At 66.9% G+C, this 19435-nt stretch carries 18 protein-coding genes; 12 read left to right on the top strand and 6 right to left on the bottom strand.

Translation table 11 applies throughout. The annotated features are described in order from the left end of the window. The 4 genes from AC5RUJ_RS02560 to AC5RUJ_RS02545 all read left to right on the top strand — a co-directional run. Window positions 1–321: phosphotriesterase family protein (locus AC5RUJ_RS02560; RefSeq protein WP_494155582.1), on the top strand; the 321-nt coding region annotated here is incomplete at its 5' end. Between the two features lie 48 nt (window positions 322–369). Then, the gene (locus AC5RUJ_RS02555; protein WP_494024904.1) at window positions 370–1323 is read left to right on the top strand and encodes a phosphotriesterase family protein; all 954 of its coding nucleotides are present in this window, start codon (window positions 370–372) and stop codon (window positions 1321–1323) included. 125 nt (window positions 1324–1448) lie between these two features. Beyond that, window positions 1449–2570 carry an FAD-dependent oxidoreductase gene (locus AC5RUJ_RS02550; RefSeq protein WP_494024905.1) on the top strand — a complete coding sequence of 374 codons (1122 nt, stop codon included), beginning with the start codon at window positions 1449–1451 and terminating at the stop codon, window positions 2568–2570. Continuing rightward, window positions 2567–3493: an alpha/beta hydrolase gene (locus tag AC5RUJ_RS02545; protein WP_494109614.1), complete on the top strand. Its 927-nt coding sequence runs from the start codon at window positions 2567–2569 to the stop codon at window positions 3491–3493. Before AC5RUJ_RS02550 ends, AC5RUJ_RS02545 begins: the two co-directional genes overlap by 4 nt. 77 nt (window positions 3494–3570) lie before the next feature. Here the strand turns inward: AC5RUJ_RS02545 and AC5RUJ_RS02540 are convergent, their stop codons facing one another. Continuing rightward, window positions 3571–4512: an MBL fold metallo-hydrolase gene (locus tag AC5RUJ_RS02540; protein WP_494128266.1), complete on the bottom strand. Its 942-nt coding sequence runs from the start codon at window positions 4510–4512 to the stop codon at window positions 3571–3573. A gap of 216 nt (window positions 4513–4728) precedes the next feature. Between AC5RUJ_RS02540 and AC5RUJ_RS02535 the strand changes: the two genes are divergently transcribed. The 3 genes from AC5RUJ_RS02535 (at window position 4729) to AC5RUJ_RS02525 (ending at window position 8650) form a co-directional block, all read left to right on the top strand. Beyond that, window positions 4729–6468, top strand: a complete 1740-nt coding sequence (locus tag AC5RUJ_RS02535; protein WP_494128265.1) for a CocE/NonD family hydrolase — start codon at window positions 4729–4731, stop codon at window positions 6466–6468. Between the two features lie 126 nt (window positions 6469–6594). Then, complete coding sequence (locus AC5RUJ_RS02530) at window positions 6595–7074, top strand: MarR family winged helix-turn-helix transcriptional regulator (protein ID WP_494001233.1); 480 nt, start codon at window positions 6595–6597, stop codon at window positions 7072–7074. A 100-nt stretch (window positions 7075–7174) separates the two neighbouring features. Next, complete coding sequence (locus AC5RUJ_RS02525; RefSeq protein ID WP_494024908.1) at window positions 7175–8650, top strand: MDR family MFS transporter; 1476 nt, start codon at window positions 7175–7177, stop codon at window positions 8648–8650. Between the two features lie 91 nt (window positions 8651–8741). On the opposite strand, the gene AC5RUJ_RS02520 is transcribed toward AC5RUJ_RS02525, so the two are convergent. Further along, window positions 8742–10358: an MFS transporter gene (locus tag AC5RUJ_RS02520; RefSeq protein WP_494024909.1), complete on the bottom strand. Its 1617-nt coding sequence runs from the start codon at window positions 10356–10358 to the stop codon at window positions 8742–8744. A gap of 354 nt (window positions 10359–10712) precedes the next feature. Between AC5RUJ_RS02520 and AC5RUJ_RS02515 the strand changes: the two genes are divergently transcribed. Further along, window positions 10713–11303: a TetR/AcrR family transcriptional regulator gene (locus AC5RUJ_RS02515; RefSeq protein ID WP_494001230.1), complete on the top strand. Its 591-nt coding sequence runs from the start codon at window positions 10713–10715 to the stop codon at window positions 11301–11303. A gap of 13 nt (window positions 11304–11316) precedes the next feature. Here the strand turns inward: AC5RUJ_RS02515 and AC5RUJ_RS02510 are convergent, their stop codons facing one another. Then, on the bottom strand, window positions 11317–11883 hold the full coding sequence (locus AC5RUJ_RS02510) for a cysteine hydrolase family protein (RefSeq protein WP_494023956.1): 567 nt from the start codon (window positions 11881–11883) through the stop codon (window positions 11317–11319). 124 nt (window positions 11884–12007) lie between these two features. Here AC5RUJ_RS02510 and AC5RUJ_RS02505 point away from each other — a divergent pair, with 124 nt between their 5' ends. Then, complete coding sequence (locus AC5RUJ_RS02505) at window positions 12008–13513, top strand: FAD-dependent oxidoreductase (RefSeq protein WP_494024910.1); 1506 nt, start codon at window positions 12008–12010, stop codon at window positions 13511–13513. A gap of 42 nt (window positions 13514–13555) precedes the next feature. After that, the gene (gene pstS / locus AC5RUJ_RS02500; protein WP_494024911.1) at window positions 13556–14671 is read left to right on the top strand and encodes a phosphate ABC transporter substrate-binding protein PstS; all 1116 of its coding nucleotides are present in this window, start codon (window positions 13556–13558) and stop codon (window positions 14669–14671) included. Between the two features lie 27 nt (window positions 14672–14698). On the opposite strand, the gene AC5RUJ_RS02495 is transcribed toward pstS, so the two are convergent. Then, entirely contained in the window at window positions 14699–15295 is a 597-nt protein-coding gene (locus AC5RUJ_RS02495; RefSeq protein ID WP_494001226.1) for an SRPBCC family protein, read from the bottom strand. A gap of 224 nt (window positions 15296–15519) precedes the next feature. Here AC5RUJ_RS02495 and AC5RUJ_RS02490 point away from each other — a divergent pair, with 224 nt between their 5' ends. Then, on the top strand, window positions 15520–17208 hold the full coding sequence (locus AC5RUJ_RS02490) for a nuclease-related domain-containing DEAD/DEAH box helicase (protein ID WP_494024912.1): 1689 nt from the start codon (window positions 15520–15522) through the stop codon (window positions 17206–17208). A gap of 66 nt (window positions 17209–17274) precedes the next feature. Beyond that, window positions 17275–17697, top strand: coding sequence for a hypothetical protein (locus tag AC5RUJ_RS02485; protein ID WP_494024913.1), 423 nt, complete (start codon window positions 17275–17277; stop codon window positions 17695–17697). Window positions 17698–17720: 23 nt separating this feature from the next. Here the strand turns inward: AC5RUJ_RS02485 and AC5RUJ_RS02480 are convergent, their stop codons facing one another. Further along, window positions 17721–18518: an enoyl-CoA hydratase/isomerase family protein gene (locus tag AC5RUJ_RS02480; protein WP_494074749.1), complete on the bottom strand. Its 798-nt coding sequence runs from the start codon at window positions 18516–18518 to the stop codon at window positions 17721–17723. A 41-nt stretch (window positions 18519–18559) separates the two neighbouring features. After that, window positions 18560–19339, bottom strand: coding sequence for an inositol monophosphatase family protein (locus AC5RUJ_RS02475; RefSeq protein WP_494074748.1), 780 nt, complete (start codon window positions 19337–19339; stop codon window positions 18560–18562). Window positions 19340–19435: the final 96 nt, after the last annotated feature.

Raw genomic sequence — 19435 nt, 5'->3', positions numbered from 1 at the left:
GCCGCCGGTGCGGCGCTTGAGGTGGCCCGCCGCGGTGCCTTCGTGGGCCTGGACCACGTGGGACTGGACGACGACGGCGGCTACCTCAGCGACCGCGAGCGGGCCTCACTGGTGCTCGAGCTGGTCGGGGCCGGCCACACGGACCAGGTCATCCTCTCGTCCAACGCGATCGGCGTGGCCAAGGGGCAGCCGGACTACGACCTGCCGTTCAGCCACGTGTTGACCACCTTTGTCCCCTTCCTGAAATCACTGGGCCTGGGCGACGACGACGCCCGCCGAATCCTGGTGGACAATCCGCGCAACCTGCTGGCTGTGCGCTGAGCACCGCGGCCCGCCATCAACAAGCTTTCGAAACCCTGAGGTGAAGGAATGACCAAGGTCAACACCGTGCTGGGAACAATCCCGGCTGAAGAACTGGAAATCGTGGCAGTCCACGAACACATCGGCTACGGCATGCCCGGCTCCGAGCTCGACACGCGATGGTGGAAGTCGCCGGAGCAGGCCTACGAAGAAACCGTGCCGAAGCTGCGCAGGTTCCGTGAAAACGGCGGCGGCACCTTCGTGGACGCCACCGGCATCTGCAACGGCCGCGACGTCGACTATTACAAGTCCCTCTCGGCCAAGACCGGCGTCCACATCGTGGCCTGCACCGGCTTCGTGGGCGGCGACACCGCCCTGCCGCACTTTGCACGGGCGTCGGTGGACTACCTGGCGAAGGTTTTCATCCACGAAATCACGGTGGGGATCGGCGACACGGGCGCCAAGGCCGGCGTCATCAAGGTCGGCGTGAGCCGCGGCGGCAAGATGACCGAACTCGACAAGCGGATCTACCGCGCCGCCGCCCGCGCCGCCGTCCTCACCGGGGTCCCGATCCTCACGCATCTGGCGATCGACCCCGAGCCCGCCGTGAACATCTTCAACGAGGAGGGCCTCCCGTTGGATCGCGTCCTCTTCGGCCACGCCGACGACGGCCTGAACGCACCGATCACGCCGCACGACTGGATTTACGAGCAGGGCGGCCGCATCGGCTTCGACACCTTCGGGTACGACCTCGAACTGCCCGACCCGCCGTTCTGGGGCCGCAAACGCGCCGAGCGCATGGAGCACTTCGTCAAGCTGGTGAACAAGGGCTACGCGGACAAGCTGCTCGTCTCAGCCGACGCCAACTGCAGCCCGCTGGGCTGGCCGGGCGTGAAGGGCCACACCATCAACTACATCTTCGACGACATGCTCCCGGACATGCGCGCCGCCGGCATCGACGACGCCACCATCAAGCTCCTCCTCAAGGACAACCCGGCCGATTTCCTCTCCATCAAGGCCTGACCCGCATCACTCCATCCGGCGTCACGCGCCGGCTCCGCTGCCGCCTACGACGACGGCGGCGACTCCAATCCAACACTCACCCCGAGGACGCCTGCACCGGCGCCCAGTGAAGGAACAACAGAACAATGCAGACTTTCGAAATCCAGAACCTGAAGGTGGCCGTCGTGGGCGGCGGCTACGCCGGCGCTTCCGCTGCCCTGGCACTGCTGCAGCTCGGCGCCGACGTGCACGTCTACGAGCAGGCCCCCGAGCTTGGCGAAGTAGGGGCCGGCATCGGCCTGCGCCCGCCGACCGTGGAGGTGCTGCGCAAGTGGGGCGTGTTCGAAGAGTTCGAGAAGGTCTCCGCTCCCTCCGAGGCCATCGAGGTCTACCAGGCCAACGGCGAGCTCATCGCCCGCGACCCGTGGCCGGGCATCAACGAGTACGCCCAGACCAACCACTGCCGCATGGTCCACCGCGGGGACGTCATCGAGACCCTCCTGCGCCTGCTGCCGGCCGAGCGGGTTCATATCGGGCACAAGATGATCAGCATCGCCGACAACGGCAACTCCGCCACCGTGAAGTTCGAGAACGGCGTGGAGGTCACCGCCGACCTGGTAGTGGGCGCCGACGGCATCCGCTCCAGCGTGCGCAACCAGATCTTCGGTGAGGTCCAGCCGGTGTTCTCCCACACGATTGCCATGCGCGCCGTCATCTCCGCCGACGACGCCTATGGCCTGGTGGAGAACGACAACTTCCGCGTCTACGTGGGCCAAAACGGCACCACCGTGTACTTCCTGCCGCTGCGCCACCGCAACCAGGTGTCCTTCGACATCACCGCCCCGAGCGACGACACCGCGTGGGCGCCCGAGGTCACGCACGAGTACATCGGGTCGCTGCTGGAGGGCTTCGACGAGCGCCTGCAGAAGATCGGCCAGGAACTGGACATCGCCTCGATGACGAACCGCGGTGTCTACGACATCGACAAGCAGCCGACCTGGCACACGGACAGCGTTGCCCTGGTGGGCGACGCCGCGCACGCCATGCTGCATCACCAGGGCCAGGGTGCGAACTCCGCCATGCAGGATGCCGCCTGGCTGGCCGACGCCATCAAGGACGGCTCCGACCTGCAGGACGCCCTGCGCACCTACCAGGCCAAGCGCAAGCCCATCACCGACGTGTTGCAGGACATCTCCCGCAAGCCGTTCGACATCGGTGACTCCTTCCCGGAGACCACGTCCTTCGAGAAGGGGGCGGGTGTCGAGTGACAATCCACCCCGAGATCGGCAAACTCCTCGCCACGCTGCCGCCGTTCGACCACGGCACGCGGCCCGACCCGGAGGCAAAGCGCGCGGGCGACCTGCAGTTCGTCGCGCCCGTGGAGGAACGGCTGCCACTGCACGCCGTCGAGGAGACCGTTGCAGCCACTGACGCGGGCGAGGTCCCGGTGCGGATCTACACCCCGGCGGAGGCGGAGTCTTACGGGCTGCTGGTGTACTTCCACGGCGGCGCATTCTTCTCCGGCAGCCTGGAAACGCACGACCACGTCGCGCGGGCGCTGGCCAAGGAGAGCGGCTACAAGGTCATCTCCGTCGGCTTCCAGCTGGCACCGGAGGCGCCCTTCCCGACCAGCCTGCAGGAGTGCTACGGCGTGGTGCGCTGGGCCGCCGAGCAGGGCGGGAGCCTGGCCTGGGACGGCCAGAACCTGGCTTTGGCCGGCGACAGCTCGGGCGCCAATTTCGTGGCGGCGGTGACGGCGATGGCCCATGACGAGGGCTTCGACCGGATCACGCACCAGGTCCTGTACTACCCGTCGCTGGACCTGGACTTCGACGAGGACCGCTACGCCTCGCTGTGGGAGAACGCCACCGGCTACGGCCTGGAGACCCCGGCGCTGAAGCCGTGGAACTCCTTCTACCTCGAGAGCGGCGCGGACCCGGCCGACCCGCTGGTCTCCCCGATCAAGCGCGAGGACCTCACCGGCCTGCCGAAGGCCCTGATCATCACCGCCGAGTACGATCCCCTGCGCGACGAGGGCGAACTCTACGGCCGGCGCCTGAAGGACGCCGGCGTGGACACCACCGTCAGCCGCTACGCGGGCGCCAACCACGGCTTCGTCCAGAACTTCTTCTGGATCCCGGACATGTACCGGGCCTACCAGGAAACGGGCGAGTTCCTTAACCGGGACTGACCCCACCCGCCCCGAACGCAGCGGCGGCGCGCACCCACGGGTGCGCGCCGCCGTCGTCGTTTGGGGCGTGGAGCCGGTTAGGCGTTCGTGGCGTACAGCTTGCGGTAGCCGTGCAGGGTCGTGAAGAACGGGGAAGGCTCCAGCGTCGGATCCCCGGTATAGCCGAGTTCCTCGGCCACCGAGGCGAACGGCGAATAGGGCGAGCCGGTCTCCTGCAGGCCGCCCTCCACGGAGCGGCGCGCGGCGGCGCGGACCCGGGCCTCGATGTCCAGGCTCTCCTGCAGGGCCTGCCGGGCCGTGCCGGCGTCCATCCCGATGTCGAAGGGCACGCCCTCGGTGTTGCGGTAGGGGTGGCCAAGGTACAGGCGCTTGGGACGGATCTCGTCGCGCAGGTAGCGGAGGCTGGCACGGTAGGCGTCCGGATCCTCATACCCCGGGAAGTGGTTGGCGGCGCCGTGGACCTGGACGGAGTCGCCGACAAACACCGCGTCCTGCCCGTCCACCACGTAGGCCACGGAGCCCGCGGTGTGGCCGGGGATGTGATGCACGGAGACCGTGACATCCCCGCCAAGGCTGAGGGTTTCGCCGCCCTCCAGGAGCATGTCCGGTTCCATCTCGCCCGAGATGGCATGCCCGGCCGCCTTCGCCTGCTCCTCGACGCCGTTCGGGCTGTCGAGGTACTGCCGGCGGACGTCGAGGTAGTTCTGCAAGTGCGCCTGCCGGGAGCGGAGCAACGGAGCGTCCGCCCGGTGGATGACGACCTTCGCCTTCCGGCCGGTGAGCTCCCAGAGGGCGTGGGCACCGCCGAGGTGGTCGATGTGGCCGTGCGTCAGCAGGATCCACTTGACGTCCTCGATGCGCCGGCCCAGCTTCTCCAGCTCCGGCACCATGCCCTCGACCGGTGACGTGGTGATGCCCGTGTCGACGATGGCCGGCTCGGGCGCGTCAATGAAGAAGCTGTAGAGACCGAAGCGGCCCCAGGGCGAGACCAGCGGATGAATGGTTACTTCTTGCGTCATTGTTCTCTCCTCAGCTCCGGGACCCGTTCACGGTCCTGATGGTATGGCTCGACAGCGCGGACCCTTGCCCTCGCGCGGCCTTTCCGCGCCGCGGCCCGGGCCTGGTCACCATCGTTGCACGGCATTTTATTATAATAATATAATTGAGCGTGGCTCCGGAGAGCGCGCCTGCCAGCGGGACACCTGGCACTCGAACGTCAACAAGGAAGTGCACACATGACTGATTTCACGACGTGGAATGCCGGTGGGGAGACGATCAAGATCCGCAAGGACCTGCGGATCCCAATGCGCGACGGCGTTGAGCTCGCCGCGGACACCTACCAGGGCCTGGAGGACAAGCCCCGGCCGGCGCTGGTGGCCCTGAGCCCGTACGGCAAGGAGCTGCAGGCGCTGGCGCTGACCACTCCCCCGCAGCGGCGTCCGAGCCCGATGTGGGACGGCTGCATCGAGGCCGGCGACATCGCCCGCATCGTCAAGGAGGACTACGTCCACGTGATCGGCGACCTGCGGGGGTCCGGCGACTCCGGCGGCGAACACATCGGCAACTACAACGCCGGCGGCGTATCGCTGGGCCAGGATGCGTACGACTTCATCGAATGGGTTGCCGAACAGCCGTGGTGCGACGGCAACGTCGGCATGGTCGGCATCTCCTACTTCGGCTCCATGCAGGTACTGGCCGCGGCCGAACGCCCGCCCCACCTGAAGGCGATTTTCGTCAGCGGCGGCCACTACGACTTTTACGAAACCACCTACCACGGCGGCATCATGTGGTTCATGCCCCGCGCCGCCCGCGAAGGCCGCGGCGGAGACTCCGGTTGGGCCTTCACCGACGGCGTCAAGTCCCGCATGATCGAAAAGTACTCGCCCGAGGAGCTCAAGAAGCTGGTCGCCAAGCGCCTCGAGGACCCGGACGTTGCCGCCTGGCCGAACCTGGTCCACGTGCTGCATTACCCCAAGAACCACGAAGCCTGGTTCGACATCGTTATGAACGAGCTGGACGGCGAGTGGTACGAGGAGCGCAACCCCATCACGCTCGCTCCGAACATCGACATCCCGGTCTGGCTCCAAATCGACCAGGGCCGCGGCTGGACCATGGACGGCACCATCGAGCTGTACAACTCGCTCAAGGGACCCAAGAAGCTGACCATCGGCCCCTACCCGCCCATGCAGTCGCGCCCGTTCATCGAGGAGCACGACAAGATGTTCCGCTGGTACGACTACTGGATCAAGGGCATCGACAACGGCGTGATGGACGAGCCGGCCGTGAGCGTTTTCGTCGAAGGTTCCCGCGAGACCGTCGAGGCGGACCAGTGGCCGCCGAAGGAGATCGAGTACACCTCCCTCTACCTTCGTCCGCGCCACAAGCTGTCCGCCGAGCCGGAGTTGATGGGCGTGGAGTATGCGGCCCCGGACGGCTTCTACCAGGCGCCCCTGACGGTGACCGACAAGGTGGAGATCCTCAGCTGGAGCACCGGGCCGTTCGAAGAGGACACGGAGATGATCGGCACCGGCGCCGCGCACATCTTCGCCGAGATCGACCAGCCGGACTCGAACTTCATCCTGCGCCTGTGGGACTACGCCCCGAATGGCAAGCGCCAACTGATCACCACCGGCTACCTCAAGGCCTCACACCGCGAGCTGGACGAGGAGCGCACCAGCGAGGGCAGCCCGATCCACCCGCACACCCGTGCCGTGCCGGTGGAGCCGGGGAAGATCGAGGAGTATGTCCTGCGCCTCTACCCGTTCGCCAACACCTTCAGGTTGGGACACCGGCTGGTGGCCGAGCTTTCCAACGGCGAGCCGCTGGCCGACGAGCACAACGCACTGCTGCCTCCGGACGCCTTCCACCTCCCGGTGGGACGCCCGGTGACGCACAAGATTTACCGCGACGCCGCACACCGGTCCCGGCTGGTCCTGCCCTTCACCGCCCGCAAGGCCGAGGATGGGGCGAACTAACGCGACGGCAGCCCCGACCGGCGGCCGGGCGCCCTCGAGGTGCCCCCGAGGCTTCCCCGGCCGTGGTGGTCAGCGATCCTGAACGTCACGGCCGGAGGTGCCCGGCGCACCTCTTATCCTTGGGTAATGGAAACAACCGAGGGCGGCACGGCCCGGAAAGCCGTCGAGGACAACCGCGATCTGGCGGTGGCCTTGATCGACATCTCCTCCGATGTCCGCCGAAAATCCCACGAGAATTCCGGCGTCCCGTTGCTGCCCAACGGCATGGTGGACATCATGCGGGTCATCGAAGCGCACCCGGGCATAACCGTGGCCGAGGTCGCTTCCAGGCTTGACCGCCAGTTCAGCAACGTGAGCACCCAACTGCGTGAACTGGTGGCCCGCGGGCTCGTGACGCGCAGGCGCGACGAGGCGGACAAGCGCTACGTGACGCTGCACCCCACCGACGAGTCCCAGCGGATCAGGATCATGCTGGAAACCGCGTGGGCGGAAACCCTGGGGACGGCGGCCGCCAGGCTACACCCCGGGGAACAGGAACAGATCGCGGCGAGCCTGCCCGCCCTCCAGCGCCTGGCGGCGCTGATCAACGAGCCGGACCAGCGCTGAACCGTCGGCCAGTCGGGCTTTTCTTTTTCGGTATACTTATACTTTTGTAAGTATTAGCGGCGCACCTGTCTGCCGCACCCCACAAACAGAAAAGGTGGCCATGAAAGACGTCCTAGAGGAGAAAATTCCGCCCGGAGAGGTGGAGGCGGCAGAGGCCGTGGAGCCCGAGAGGATCTCGCCCAAGCGCATCGCCGCCGTGATCACCGCCTTGGTGCTGTCAGCGCTGATCATGATCCTCAACGAGACCGTGCTGACGGTCGCACTGCCCGACCTGATGGCGGACCTGGGCGTCCAGGCCACCACGGCGCAGTGGTTGACCACGGGCTTCATGCTCACGATGGCCGTCGTCATTCCGACCACCGGCTTCATGCTTCAGCGGTTCACCACGAAGAGCCTCTTCGTCAGTGCGATGCTGCTCTTCATCCTCGGCACGGCGCTGGCGACCATCGCCCCGACGTTCGCGGTGCTGCTCATCGCGCGCATCATCCAAGCGGCCGGCACGGCCATCATTCTGCCGCTGCTGATGACCACCACGCTCACCTCCGTGCCGGTCCGGCACCGCGGCACTGTCATGGGCCTCAACTCCGTGGTCATCTCCGTGGCTCCGGCCATCGGCCCCACCCTCTCCGGCGCCGTCATCAACTCCTTGACGTGGCGCTGGGTCTTCGGCCTGATGGTGCCGGTGGCCATCATCGTCTTCCTCTTCGGCGTCATTGCCATCAAGACCGGCAAGGAGACGCGCAAGGCTCCGCTGGATGTCCTCTCGGTCATCCTCTCCGCCTTCGCCTTCGGCGGCATCGTCTATGCGCTGTCCTCGATCGCCGACCTGATGGCAGGTTCCTGGGCCCCGGGCGTGGCACTGGTCGTCGGCGCGGTCGCGCTGGTCCTTTTTATTCAGCGCCAGCGTGCCCTGCGCAAGACGGAGTCGGACCTGCTGGACCTTCGTCCGTTCAAGGTGCACAACTTCCGCATCTCGGTCATCATCGTGATGATCGCCATGGCCACCATGCTGGGCACGGTCATGGTGATGCCGATCTTCATGCACAACGGCATGGGCCTGAGCACGTTGACCATCGGCCTGGCCCTCCTGCCCGGCGGCCTGATCCAAGGGATCGTGTCCCCGCTCGTCGGCCGCCTTTACGACAAGGTGGGCCCCAGGCCCATCGTCATTCCCGGCGCCTTCCTGCTGGCCGGCGGGCAGTGGCTGTTGGGAAGCGTCCATATTGATACCCCGGTGCCGACGATCGTCGTCTTCCATACTGTGTTCTGCGTCGGCATGGCCATGCTGATGACTCCGCTGATGACCGTGGCCCTGGGCGCCCTGCCGCGTGAGCAGTACGGCCATGGCAGCGCGATCATGAATACCCTGCAGCAGTTGGCCGGCGCCGCGGGTACCGCGGTTCTCGTTGCCGCCATGACCATCGGCACGGCGGCGGCAGCCGCCGGCGGCATCGCGGCGAACGTCGCCCTGGTTGACGGCGTCCGGGTCGCCTTCACGGTCGGCGGCATCCTCGGCCTCGTGGCCGTCGGGTGCGCACCGTTCGTTCGGCGCCTGCAGGAGAACACCGGCCACTAAGGCCCGGTTGCCCCGCCCGCACGCTCAGAGGAAGCCGGCCCCCCCAAGGGATGGCCGGCTTCCTCTGTCTCGGTCGCGGCGCTGCGGGATGCTACGCGGCCGTGCGCGGTGCCGCTGCTTCCGGTTCGGTTTCCTTGACGCCGTGCAACCCAAAGAAGCTGAGCAATGCCGCGGCCAGGGCCGCGATGGCAACCACCAGGAAGGCCTGCGTGAATCCGCTGCCCAGGGCCTCGAGGGCGAACTGGCTGCCGCCCGATCCGGGAACGCCCTCGGGGATGCTGTTGAGCGCGATCGGACCGCCCGCTTCCGCAATGCCCATCGCCGGACCCAACTGGTCCGGAGCCAAACCGGAGGTCTGCAGGGAGGTCATGAGTTTTCCGCCGGCGGTGGAGAGGGCAATGGCGCCCACCAGCACCGGTCCGAGCGCAAACCCGAGGTCGCGCAGGAGGTTGGTGGTGGCGCTGGCCATGCCGGTCATCTCCCGAGGCACCGAGTTAACGGCAATAGCGGTCATCGGGCTCAGCGTGAAGGCGAAACCAAGTCCGACCAGCAGGGACGGCAGGATGAAAGCGGTCACGTCGCGGCTGGTGACATCGGCAGTGGAGTTGATCAATGCGCCGGCAGCCATGGCCAGGAATCCGAACGTCATCAGCCAGCGGGATGAGACGCGGGCCTGCAGCCGGGACAGCACGGGGATCAGCACGAAGGCGGGCCCCTGCAGCAGCAGGAACAGCAGGCCGAGGTACAGCGGGTTCTGGTGCTGAACCGGCCCCAGCCACATGCTTGTGGAGAAGCAGGCACCCAGGAAGGCGAACATGCCGACCACGGCCACGATCGACGCGATGGCGAACTGGCGGTTCAGAAACAGCCTCAGCTCCAGCAGCGGGGACTCGACTCGCAGTTCGATGGCCACAAAGATCGCCAACAGCACCACACCGGAGGCGAGGGCGGCTACCACGTGGGCGCTGGTCCAGCCGTCTTCGGGACCCTGTACCAGCCCGAAGAGAACCAGGATCAGGCCCAGTGCGAAGGTGATTTGGCCCCAGATATCCATCCGGCGCTCACGGGCCACCTTGGCCTCGGCGGAGCGCAGGGCGGTCAGCAGCAGTGCGGCGAGGGCCGTCAATACCACCACCGCATAGGCCCCGCGCCACCAGCCGAAGCCGGCAAATACGCCGCCGAGCAAGGGCGACAGGGCCGAACCCGCCGAAAGGAAGCCTGCCCAGATGGCGATGCCTCGCACGCGCTCCTGCATGGAGCGCGCCACCGAAGCAACCAGGGCCAACGATGCGGGGAAAATCGCACCCGCACCCAGGCCGTTAAGGGCGGAGCCAATCCACATGGCCTGGACCGTCGGGGATATGGCGCAGACCAGCGAGCCGATCATGACCAGCACGGCGCCGCCCACGACGAGCTTGCGGTGGCCGTACTTGTCACCGAGCACACCGAAGGTCAGCTCGAAAACCACCACCGGAATCATGAACGCGGCGGTGATCCAGGTCAGCTGGGAACCGAACGTGTTAAAGGTGACCTGGAATTCGCCATTGAGCGCGCCTGGCAGAGCGTTGGCGATCTGCGCCACCATGACCGCCAATGATGCAGCGACCAATGTGCCCCTGGTGCGCGCGGGTGTGACCTGCACGTGCGGCGTCTGGGGCGGCGGATCGGACTGCGGCGATGACGTGTGGGTCCCCTGGTCCTGGCTCATATGAACTTCCTTGTCATGGTGTGAGCGGTGTGGTGAACGGGTGGTGCTCGGCGGAACCGGTCCGGGCATGGCGGCCGCATTCGTCCGCACTCGCTGGAACCGGTAGTAGACGAGACCCTGCCGCAACGCTCTGTGCTGTCTACGGCACCCTGTGACGCAGGCGACAGGCCCATCGTGATGGGGCTAACAGTAGTGATTCAAAATACACGGTGTCAAGTGAACATTCGACGTGTCATTCGAGGGGGCTTCCGCTCCAAGAGCCGCCGGGCTGAAGTGTTACAGCCGGGGCGGGGAAATCCGGAGGGCAGCTCGGCTGGTCCGGAGGAGCCGCGGACACCGGCTATCCTGTGTGGCATGGCAACACTCCGCGAGGCTCAGAAACAGCAGACCAGGCAACTTCTCTTGGACACCGGCCTGGACCTCTTTGAGTCCAAGGGCTACGCGGCCACCACGATCGACGACATTGCCGCCCGTGCAGGCACCACGAGGACGACCTTCTACCTGCACTTCGCGTCGAAGGCGCAGCTGATGGGCGACGTGGTGAAGACGGTGGACTCCATTCTCACCAGCGTGGACGACCCGGCCCTATCCACCGTGGTGGAACTGGGTACCCGCGACTTGATCCGCGCCTGGATCAGCCGGAAATTCGACCAATGGGAAGCAACCCGCCCCTATCTGCATGCCGTCTATCAGGCGGCCCCGGTCGAGCCCGAGGTTGCAAAGGTCATGGAGGACTGGTTCCGCGATGTTGCGGCGGACATGACATCCGGGCTGGATCGGTCGGGGCGGTTCGACCCGGCCAGCCGCCAGGTCCGCTGCGTCCTCGCCTTCGGTCAGCTGGAATACCTCTCGCAGCGGTGGATCCGCACGGGCTGGATCATGGATCGGGAGATGTGCCTGGAAACCCTGACGGATTCCTGGTGCCATCTGCTCTCGGAGGGGTAAGCCTCCAGCTGGATCACCCTTGGCGCGCGCCCGCCAGCAATTCGGCCAGCGCCCCGCGGCCCAGCACGGGCTGGCGGTACTCATCGCTGAGGATCTGCAGCATGGAACCGGCATAGTCCTCATTGGTCGAGGCAATCATGTCCTTGGCGAAGACCACGCGGAAGTTGTGGGCGAACGCATCGGCCGCCGTCTGCGCCACGCAGTTGTGGGTCGCCACGCCTGCCAGGACCAGCCGTTCCACCCCGGCGTCCCGCAGCCGCTCGGCCAGGCCCGTACCAAAAAACGCGCTGTCGCGTGTCTTGACGATGCGCTCGAGGCCCTCTGTTTGCAGCCCGGGCAGGAATTCGGCCTGCTCGGTCCCCTCGAACAGGAATCCCTGGTCATCGTCGAGCATGCTGAGGGTCCAGGTTGAACGGTCCCTGAGGTGCTGCGTGTAAACAAGCAGCACCGGCACCTGCGCCGCCGTCGCGGTCCTGATCAACAGATTGGCTGACTCCACCACGGCTTCCTGCCGCTTGGCCAAGGCAGGGTCCTCGAAGTACGCGTTCTGCAAGTCGATCATCAGCACCGCAGTTTTCATGCCCTCCGCCTTCCGCCGGTCGTCCTCGCTTCCATCCTGTCAGGTGCACCCGCAGTTTGGGTCTTGACGCGCCAGCAGGGACAGGGTGTGGTGTGTACTACCATCCGGCCGAAAGGACAGCGTCATGCACTCACTCTGGCTCGATACCGCCCAACAGATTCCCGTGGACACGTACTCCGGCCAAACCGGGTTCGACTCGGTCGTCGCCGGAGCAGGGCTTACCGGCCTCACCACTGCTGTCCTGCTGGCGCGGGCCGGGCACCGGGTTGCCGTGGCGGAGGCGCGGTCGGTCGGCGCCGCCACTACCGGCAACACGACCGCCAAGGTATCCCTGCTGCAGGGCAGCCAGCTTTCGCGCATCGCGAACCATCACGATTCCGGCACCGCCGCGGCCTATGTGGCCGCCCAGCGGGAAGCCCAGGCGTGGATCCTGCGGTACTGCGACGAACACCGGGTGGGATACGACCGGCGGGACGCCTTCACCTACGCCACCACCCCCGAGGGCGCCGAGGACCTGGCGGCGGAGCAGCGCGCCAGCGAATCCGCCGGCCTGCCGGTCGAAAAAGTCTCCGGTGCCGGCGAGCTGCCGTTCGAGGTCGCCGGGATGCTGCGGTTGGCCGACCAGGCCCAGATCCATCCGATGCACCTCCTGGCGGCGCTCGTTGCAGAACTGCGCAGCCGTGGAGGCCTGGTCTTCGAGGGCATGCGGGTCACGGGCATCGGCCGCGCGGACGACGGCGGTGCCGGGGCGGGGCCGCGAAACCTTACCGTGCGCACGGGGCTGGGCGACATTAAGACCGGCATCCTCGTGCTGGCGACCGGCACGCCCATGCTCAACCGCGGCGGACACTTCAGCGTGCTCAAGCCAATGCGTTCCTACGCCGCCGCCTTGACGGTGCCCGGGCGCATCCCGTCGGGGATGTATTTGTCCATCGACGGGCCGACCCGCTCGCTGCGGACCGCGCGCCACGGCGACCGGGAGGTCTTGCTGGTCGGCGGCAACGGCCACGTTGTCGGCCGCCACGGCCATACCCGGGGTCTGGTCGATGACCTGCTCCGTTGGACCCAACAGCACTTTCCGGGTGCCGAGCCCACGCATGCCTGGTCTGCGCAGGACTATGAACCCGCCGGTGCGGTGCCGTACGTGGGTCCGATCCTGCCCGGGGAAAAGCGCATCATGGTGGCCACCGGATTCAACAAGTGGGGCATGACCAACGGGGTGGCGGCGGCACTGGCGCTGTCGGCCTCCATCCTGGGCGGCGACAATCATTGGGCCAAGGACCTCTATAAGTCACGCATCTCCGGACGGGACGCCGCCAGCACCGCCGGCACCAATTTGTCCGTCGGGTTGGAATTGCTGTCCGGCTGGCTGGGCGGATTGACCAGGACCACGCATGCGGCACCGCCGGAGGGTCAGGGCACTGTGGTGCGGGAAAATTCGCGGCCGGTGGGCATTTGTACCGTGGACTCCGCCACATACCGGGTCAGCGCGGTCTGCACGCATCTGGGCGGCGTGCTGTCCTGGAACGACGCGGAGGGCAGCTGGGACTGCCCCCTGCACGGGTCCCGCTTCAGCGCGGACGGCAAGGTGCTGGAAGGCCCCGCCGTCAAGGACCTCGAGGCACGGTAGCCCCCTTGGGACTGACGCCGCCGCACCGGTAGTCTAGTGCGGATGCCTCAGTTGAAACGCCGCGCGGCCGCCCTTGGTACCGCCGCCTTGATGTCCTTGTCCCTGGCCGCCTGCGGCTCCGACTACCCGCTGGGTCCGGCCCAGGAAGCCGCCGCACGGCAGGGCTCCTCCCTGTCGGGCACGCTGACAGGGGCCGGAGCATCATCCCAGAACGCGGCGATGGACGCGTGGGTGGCCGGCTTCGGCCTGCTCCATTCCGACGCGCAGGTCCAGTATTCGCCGGACGGCTCCGGCGCAGGACGCACCGCCTTCCTGGCCGGCGCCGTCGAGTTCGCCGGCTCGGATGCCTACCTGGACGACGAAGAAGTTGACCAGTCGCGCAAGGTGTGCGGCCCCGAGGGCGCCTTCAACGTCCCGTCCTACATCTCCCCCATCACCGTGGCGTTCAACCTTCCGGGCATCACCGAACTGAACCTGGACGCCGAAACCATTGCCAGGATCTTCCAGGGCGAAATCCGGTCTTGGGACGACCCCGCCATCGCGGAGCACAACCCGGGCGTGGAGCTGCCCGATCTTGCGGTCACTCCCGTCAACCGTTCCGAGGACTCCGGCACCACCGAGACCTTCACCGAGTACCTGCACGCCGTGGTCCCAGAGGTCTGGACGCCGGAGCCCAGCGACACCTGGCCCGGAGAATTCGCCGGGGAAAACGCACAGGGTACAACGGGCGTTGTGAGCATGGTCGCCGGCACGGCGGGCGCCGTTACCTATGCGGACGATTCCGCCGTCGGGGATCCCCTGGGCAAGGTTAACCTCAAGGTTGGCCAGGACTATGTCCCGGTGAGCGCAGAAGCGGCAGCGAAGGCGTTGGACGAAGCCACACCCGTCGAGGGGCGGCCGGAATACGACCTGGCCCTGGAAGTGGACCGGACGACTACCGCCGCCGGCGCCTATCCGCTGATGCTGGTCTCCTACCACATCTACTGCACCACGTACGAGGACCAGGAGAAGGTGGACCTGGTCAAGGCGTTCGCTCAGTATGTCCTGAGCCCCGAGGGCCAGAACGACGCGGCGGACTCGGCCAAGAGCGCGCCGCTGTCCGAGGAGCTGTCGAAGCGTGCCGTGGCTTCCGTGGAGCGGATCAGCGCCCGTTCCTGACAGCGGCCGCAGGCCCCGAGTGGCAGATTAGCTGCCGGGACCCCGCCTCCGGTTCTCCCGGTCCTCGGGCTCCCGGACGTCCGGCTCCCGGTTGTAGGCGTTGTCATCCTCGTTCTGGGGGATGTCCGGCTGGGCCGAGGCTGCCGGAGGAAATCCGCCGGCGAAGGTTCCGCCGTAGAACTGCTGGTTGCCCGGCTCGTGCGTTTCCGATCCTCCGGACTCGACGAAGGTCTTGAAGCGCCACAACTCGTTGCGCACCTCCCGGTGGTCCGATCCCAGTCCCGAACCGGCCTTTTCCAGCAGGGAATGCGGCTCCCAATCGAGGTGCACGTGCATCGACGTGGTGTCGGCATCGATGCTCCCGAACGTCACGGTGCCGCTGTGCCTGATTCCGCCTTCGCTCCTCCACACGATCCGCTCTCCGGGCTCGTCCTCGGTCACGGCCGTATCGAATTCGCGCTGCACGCCGCCGACTTTCGTGACCCAATGGTGCGTGGTGTCGGACGTCCGGATCACCGATTTCACGCCGTGCATGAAGGAGGGAAAGTACTCGAAGCGCAGCCACTCGTCATAAACCTTTGCGGCGGGCAGCGAGATCTCGACTGTTTCTTCGATGGTTGCCATGATCATCCTCATTCCGCCGCGGAACGGCGCCGCAGGCACCGCCTTCATGAGTTGCCACCTGCAGTTAACGCTACAGAACGGCCCGGGGCGCGGCAATGAACGGCCACGCCCGCGCGCGCGGGAGGGTTGGCTGCAACCGGGCCCGCGTTCCGGGACGAGAAGGGACGATGTCCTGCATTGGTAGTCTGTGTGGTAAACCACTGCGTTGAAGTTGAGGGGGCGGTATGCCGCGCTGTTTTCCGGAACAGCCCGAGTTCGGCCGGGACCAGCCTGCCGAACGGCAGGTCTGGGAGGCGCTGAAGCGTACCCTGCCGCCGTCCGCCGCCCTGCTGCATTCGGTCGACATCGTCGAAAACGGTGCCGCCCGTCGGATCGATCTGCTCGTTGTCTGGCCCGGCGTCGGCATCGCCGCCATCGAGGTTAGAGGCGGGCAGATCAGCTACGACGCGGGCCAGTGGTACCAGTCCGCCAACGGCCGGCAGCACCGCATCAAGGATCCATTGGTCCACGCTCAGGACGCCCGGCACATGCTCCAGCGCTACCTCGGCTCCCAGTTGGGGCTCAGCCGCAGGGTCCGCTTCGCCCACCTGCTGGCCTTTCCGGACACGCGGCTTCCGCGGCATTGGGACATCCCCGGCCTCAGGCGTTCCATGGTGATCGGCAGCGAGGACCTCAAGTACCCGGACGACACGGTCAGGGAAGCCATCAACTTCTGCGGCGACGGGGACGGCGAAACCGCGCCGGATATCGCCGACCGCATCGTGGCATGGTTGACGCGCCCCCGGCCGGGCGACGGGGCGCTCTCGGCGGCGGCCGAGCACGAAGGCCGCGCCGAGCAGATGACGCGGGACCAATCGGCGATCCTTGATGTCCTGAAGGACCAGCCGCGGGCACGCGTCATCGGCGGCGCGGGCACGGGCAAGACCTGGCTCGCATTGGAACAGGCCCGGCGGTTGGCGCGCGACGGAAAGCGGGTGGCGCTGCTGTGCTCCAGCCGCGGCCTGGCCCGGTACTTCGAGACCGAGACGGCCGGGTGGAAGCCGGCCGAACGCCCGGCACACGTGGGCATGTTCTATGACCTGCCGGTCCGCTGGGCCGCGCACCATCCGCTGGACCCCCGGTTGCTCACCAACCAGTACTACGAGCACTACCTCCCCCGGACACTCAAACGGCTGGCCAAGAACCAGCCGGTCCGCGAACTCTTCGACGCGATCGTCGTGGACGAGGGCCAGGACTTTGGCACGCTGTGGTGGGAGGCCGTCTTGGAGTGCCTGAAGGAACCTGCTGTCGGCGGCCTGTATGTGTTTATGGACGAAGACCAGCGCCTTTTCGGCCGCGACGGCTGGCCGCCGATTGAAGTGCCCCCCTTGGTGCTGAATGAAAACCTGCGGAATACGAAGCAGATCGCGGCGCTCTGCGGCGCGCTGTCCACCGAGCTGGCGATTCCGCGGGGCCTCTCCGGCCCGCGCATCCGGCTGGTGGAGGCGACGGCCGGGAACGTCATCCAGCGGGCCGGCGATGCGGTGGCGCAGCTGGTCGAGCGTGAAGGCTGGGCCCCGCAGCAGGTGGCGCTGCTGACCACAAAGCGCAAGCATCCGGCCCATCAGCAAGCGGTGGACGCACTGGGCTGGCGCGGATACTGGGACGCCTTTTTTGACGACGACGACGTGTTCTACGGCGACGTGCTCGGCTTCAAGGGACTCGAACGCTCGGTGGTGGTCCTGGCGGTCAACGGCTTCGGCGATCCCGAGCGGGCGCGCGAGATGCTCTATACAGGCTTCTCCCGCGCGCGCAGCCTGCTGGTCATCGTGGGCGAAAGATCGGCCATCACAAGGGTGGGCGGCCCCGCCCTGGTCAAGAGGCTGACCCAGACCGAATCCTGGGATCCTGACCAGCAGCAGCAAGACCATTGACTTTCCCGCCGCAGCGGAGCATTCTAAAACTACTTATTCGGTTTTTAGAATTTACCGGAGATTCCCATGGCAACCACCACTCCTGCGCTGCAACGGGTCCGGACCGAGCCCGCCTACGGTGCTTTTTGGATGCTCAGGCTGGGCTTTTCCGTCCTGCCGATTTTGATGGGGCTGGACAAGTTCTTCAATCTGCTCACTGACTGGGAACAGTATCTGGCCCCTTGGGTCGTTAACCTGCTGCCCTTCAGCGCGCACACCGCCATGCTGATCGTCGGCGTGGTGGAAATAGCCGCCGGCATCGTGGTCTGGTTCAAGCCGCGGTACGGCGCCTACATTGTTTCCCTCTGGCTGGCGGGCATCATCGTCAACCTGCTGACGCTGTCGGGGTTCTACGACGTGGCGCTGCGTGACGTCGGCCTGCTGCTGGCGGGACTGACACTGGCTCGGCTGGCCACCCAGTACGATCCGGCGTGGCACCGCCGTCGCTGATCAATCCCTGCCCGCGCCCGCCTTCAGTGCCCGGTGAAGGCGGGCGCCTCCTTGGCCAGGAAGGCATCCCGGCCGATGCGCGAGTCTTCAGTGGTGAAGGCCTGCCCGAAGGCCCGGCGCTCCACCTGCAGCCCGTCGGCGGTGGGACGGCCCAGCGCCGCATCGACCGTTCGTTTCGCGTTTGCGACGGCGGCGGGGGACTTTGCGGAGATCTCCCGGCAGGTGGCGGCGGCGGCGTCGAGCATGTCGTCCTTGCTGGCGAAGACGGCGTTGGCCAGCCCGATCCGCAGGGCTTCCTCGGCGCCGATGCTGCGGCCCGTGAAAATCAGTTCCCTGGCCATTCCGGGGCCGACCCGCTGCGGCAGCCGGACCGTCCCGCCGAAGCCCGGAATGAGGCCCAGGCCGACTTCCGGCAGGCCGAACTTCGCGTTGGCCGTCGCGTAGATGAAGTCGCAGGCCAACGCCAATTCCAAGCCTCCGCCCAGGGCAAACCCGTTGACGCAGGCGATCACCGGAAGGTCCAGGGTCTCCAGCAACCGGGTCAGGTCCTGCATGGCGGCGCTGTGTGCTTCCGCTTCGGCCGGCCCCATGGAGGCCAGTTCCCGGATGTCGGCGCCGGCCGCGAAGGCCTTCCCGCCGGCACCCGTGATCAGGATGCTCCGAACTTCCCGGCCTTCCGGCGAACGGATGTCCGTGACGAACTGTGCCAGGTCTGCCACGACCTGGGTGTTCAGGGAGTTGAGCGACTCGGGACGGTTGATGACGACGGTGGCCAATTCGCCGAGGCATTCAAGCTGAATCGTTTCGTAAGTCTTTTCCACAGCCCCACTATGCCACGCCGGGCCCCCAGAATCGGACGTGGTCATCCCCCCAGCAGGGCGACCACGTCGGCCACCTGCCGGTGTCCCCCGGCCACCGACCAGCGGTAGCCGTCGACCTCCAGGACGGCGGTGGAACCTCCGGCCGCTTCGACCAGGGTCTTGCCCGGAAGCCAGTCCCAGTCCGGCAGCCCCTGTTGGTACCAGACGCCGAAAATCCCGGCGGATGTTGCAGCCAGCTCACACGACGCCGACCCCCAGGTACGGTAGGTGGCCGAACCGAGGAGGGCGCGCAGGTACGGCTCGCCCGCTGCGTCGTCGCGCAAATACGTGTGGTGCAGGTACGCCGCCGCGCAGCTGGCTGCCAAGGGAGCGCTGGCGATTTCGCCCACGCGCAAGCCGTTCCGGGTGGTGGGCAGGTCGCGTCCGCCGATCCACAGGACGTCCTCGGCGGGGTGGTAGACCGCCGCCAGCCGGCTTCCCGCTCCATCCGTCAGCGCCAGCGCGGAGCACCAGTAGTGCCCGCCGGTGAAGAAGTTGTAGGTGCCGTCCACCGGGTCGATGACCCAGGTACGGCCCGAGGTTCCCTCGTGGCTGGAGCCTTCCTCGCCCAGGATCGCGTCCTCCGGCCGCAGTTCGCGCAGCGTATCGACTACCAGTTTCTCCGCGGCGTGGTCGGCGGCGGTGACGACGTCGGAGATGCTGGTCTTCTCCTCGAACGTGGTCACCCCCGACCGCATGCCGTTGGCCAGCGTTCCGGCGGCGCGCACCAGCCAGGCCGCGAGTTCGGTGTCGTCCAGATGGTCAGGGCTGCTCACGGTCATATCTGAAGCCTAGCCAACGGCGGGGCGAACGCGGCATGCAGGGGCAGTTGCTACCGGCGGCCCCGCCGCGGCCCGCGGCCCTTCGGGGTGCGGCCG

Source organism: Arthrobacter sp. Y3223164 (genome assembly GCF_059091005.1).
This window is presented reverse-complemented; position numbering and strand designations above follow the sequence as displayed.

Excerpts from the sequence above, each read along its gene's own strand:
- AC5RUJ_RS02510 (WP_494023956.1), bottom strand. The coding sequence starts at position 11,883 with ATGAAAACTGCGGTGCTGATGATCGACTTGCAGAACGCGTACTTCGAG.
- AC5RUJ_RS02490 (WP_494024912.1), top strand. The coding sequence starts at position 15,520 with ATGCCGCGCTGTTTTCCGGAACAGCCCGAGTTCGGCCGGGACCAGCCT.
- AC5RUJ_RS02505 (WP_494024910.1), top strand. The coding sequence starts at position 12,008 with ATGCACTCACTCTGGCTCGATACCGCCCAACAGATTCCCGTGGACACG.
- AC5RUJ_RS02515 (WP_494001230.1), top strand. The coding sequence starts at position 10,713 with ATGGCAACACTCCGCGAGGCTCAGAAACAGCAGACCAGGCAACTTCTC.
- AC5RUJ_RS02525 (WP_494024908.1), top strand. The coding sequence starts at position 7,175 with ATGAAAGACGTCCTAGAGGAGAAAATTCCGCCCGGAGAGGTGGAGGCG.
- AC5RUJ_RS02555 (WP_494024904.1), top strand. The coding sequence starts at position 370 with ATGACCAAGGTCAACACCGTGCTGGGAACAATCCCGGCTGAAGAACTG.
- pstS (WP_494024911.1), top strand. The coding sequence starts at position 13,556 with ATGCCTCAGTTGAAACGCCGCGCGGCCGCCCTTGGTACCGCCGCCTTG.
- AC5RUJ_RS02550 (WP_494024905.1), top strand. The coding sequence starts at position 1,449 with ATGCAGACTTTCGAAATCCAGAACCTGAAGGTGGCCGTCGTGGGCGGC.
- AC5RUJ_RS02535 (WP_494128265.1), top strand. The coding sequence starts at position 4,729 with ATGACTGATTTCACGACGTGGAATGCCGGTGGGGAGACGATCAAGATC.
- AC5RUJ_RS02485 (WP_494024913.1), top strand. The coding sequence starts at position 17,275 with ATGGCAACCACCACTCCTGCGCTGCAACGGGTCCGGACCGAGCCCGCC.
- AC5RUJ_RS02475 (WP_494074748.1), bottom strand. The coding sequence starts at position 19,339 with ATGACCGTGAGCAGCCCTGACCATCTGGACGACACCGAACTCGCGGCC.
- AC5RUJ_RS02520 (WP_494024909.1), bottom strand. The coding sequence starts at position 10,358 with ATGAGCCAGGACCAGGGGACCCACACGTCATCGCCGCAGTCCGATCCG.
- AC5RUJ_RS02540 (WP_494128266.1), bottom strand. The coding sequence starts at position 4,512 with ATGACGCAAGAAGTAACCATTCATCCGCTGGTCTCGCCCTGGGGCCGC.
- AC5RUJ_RS02530 (WP_494001233.1), top strand. The coding sequence starts at position 6,595 with ATGGAAACAACCGAGGGCGGCACGGCCCGGAAAGCCGTCGAGGACAAC.
- AC5RUJ_RS02495 (WP_494001226.1), bottom strand. The coding sequence starts at position 15,295 with ATGGCAACCATCGAAGAAACAGTCGAGATCTCGCTGCCCGCCGCAAAG.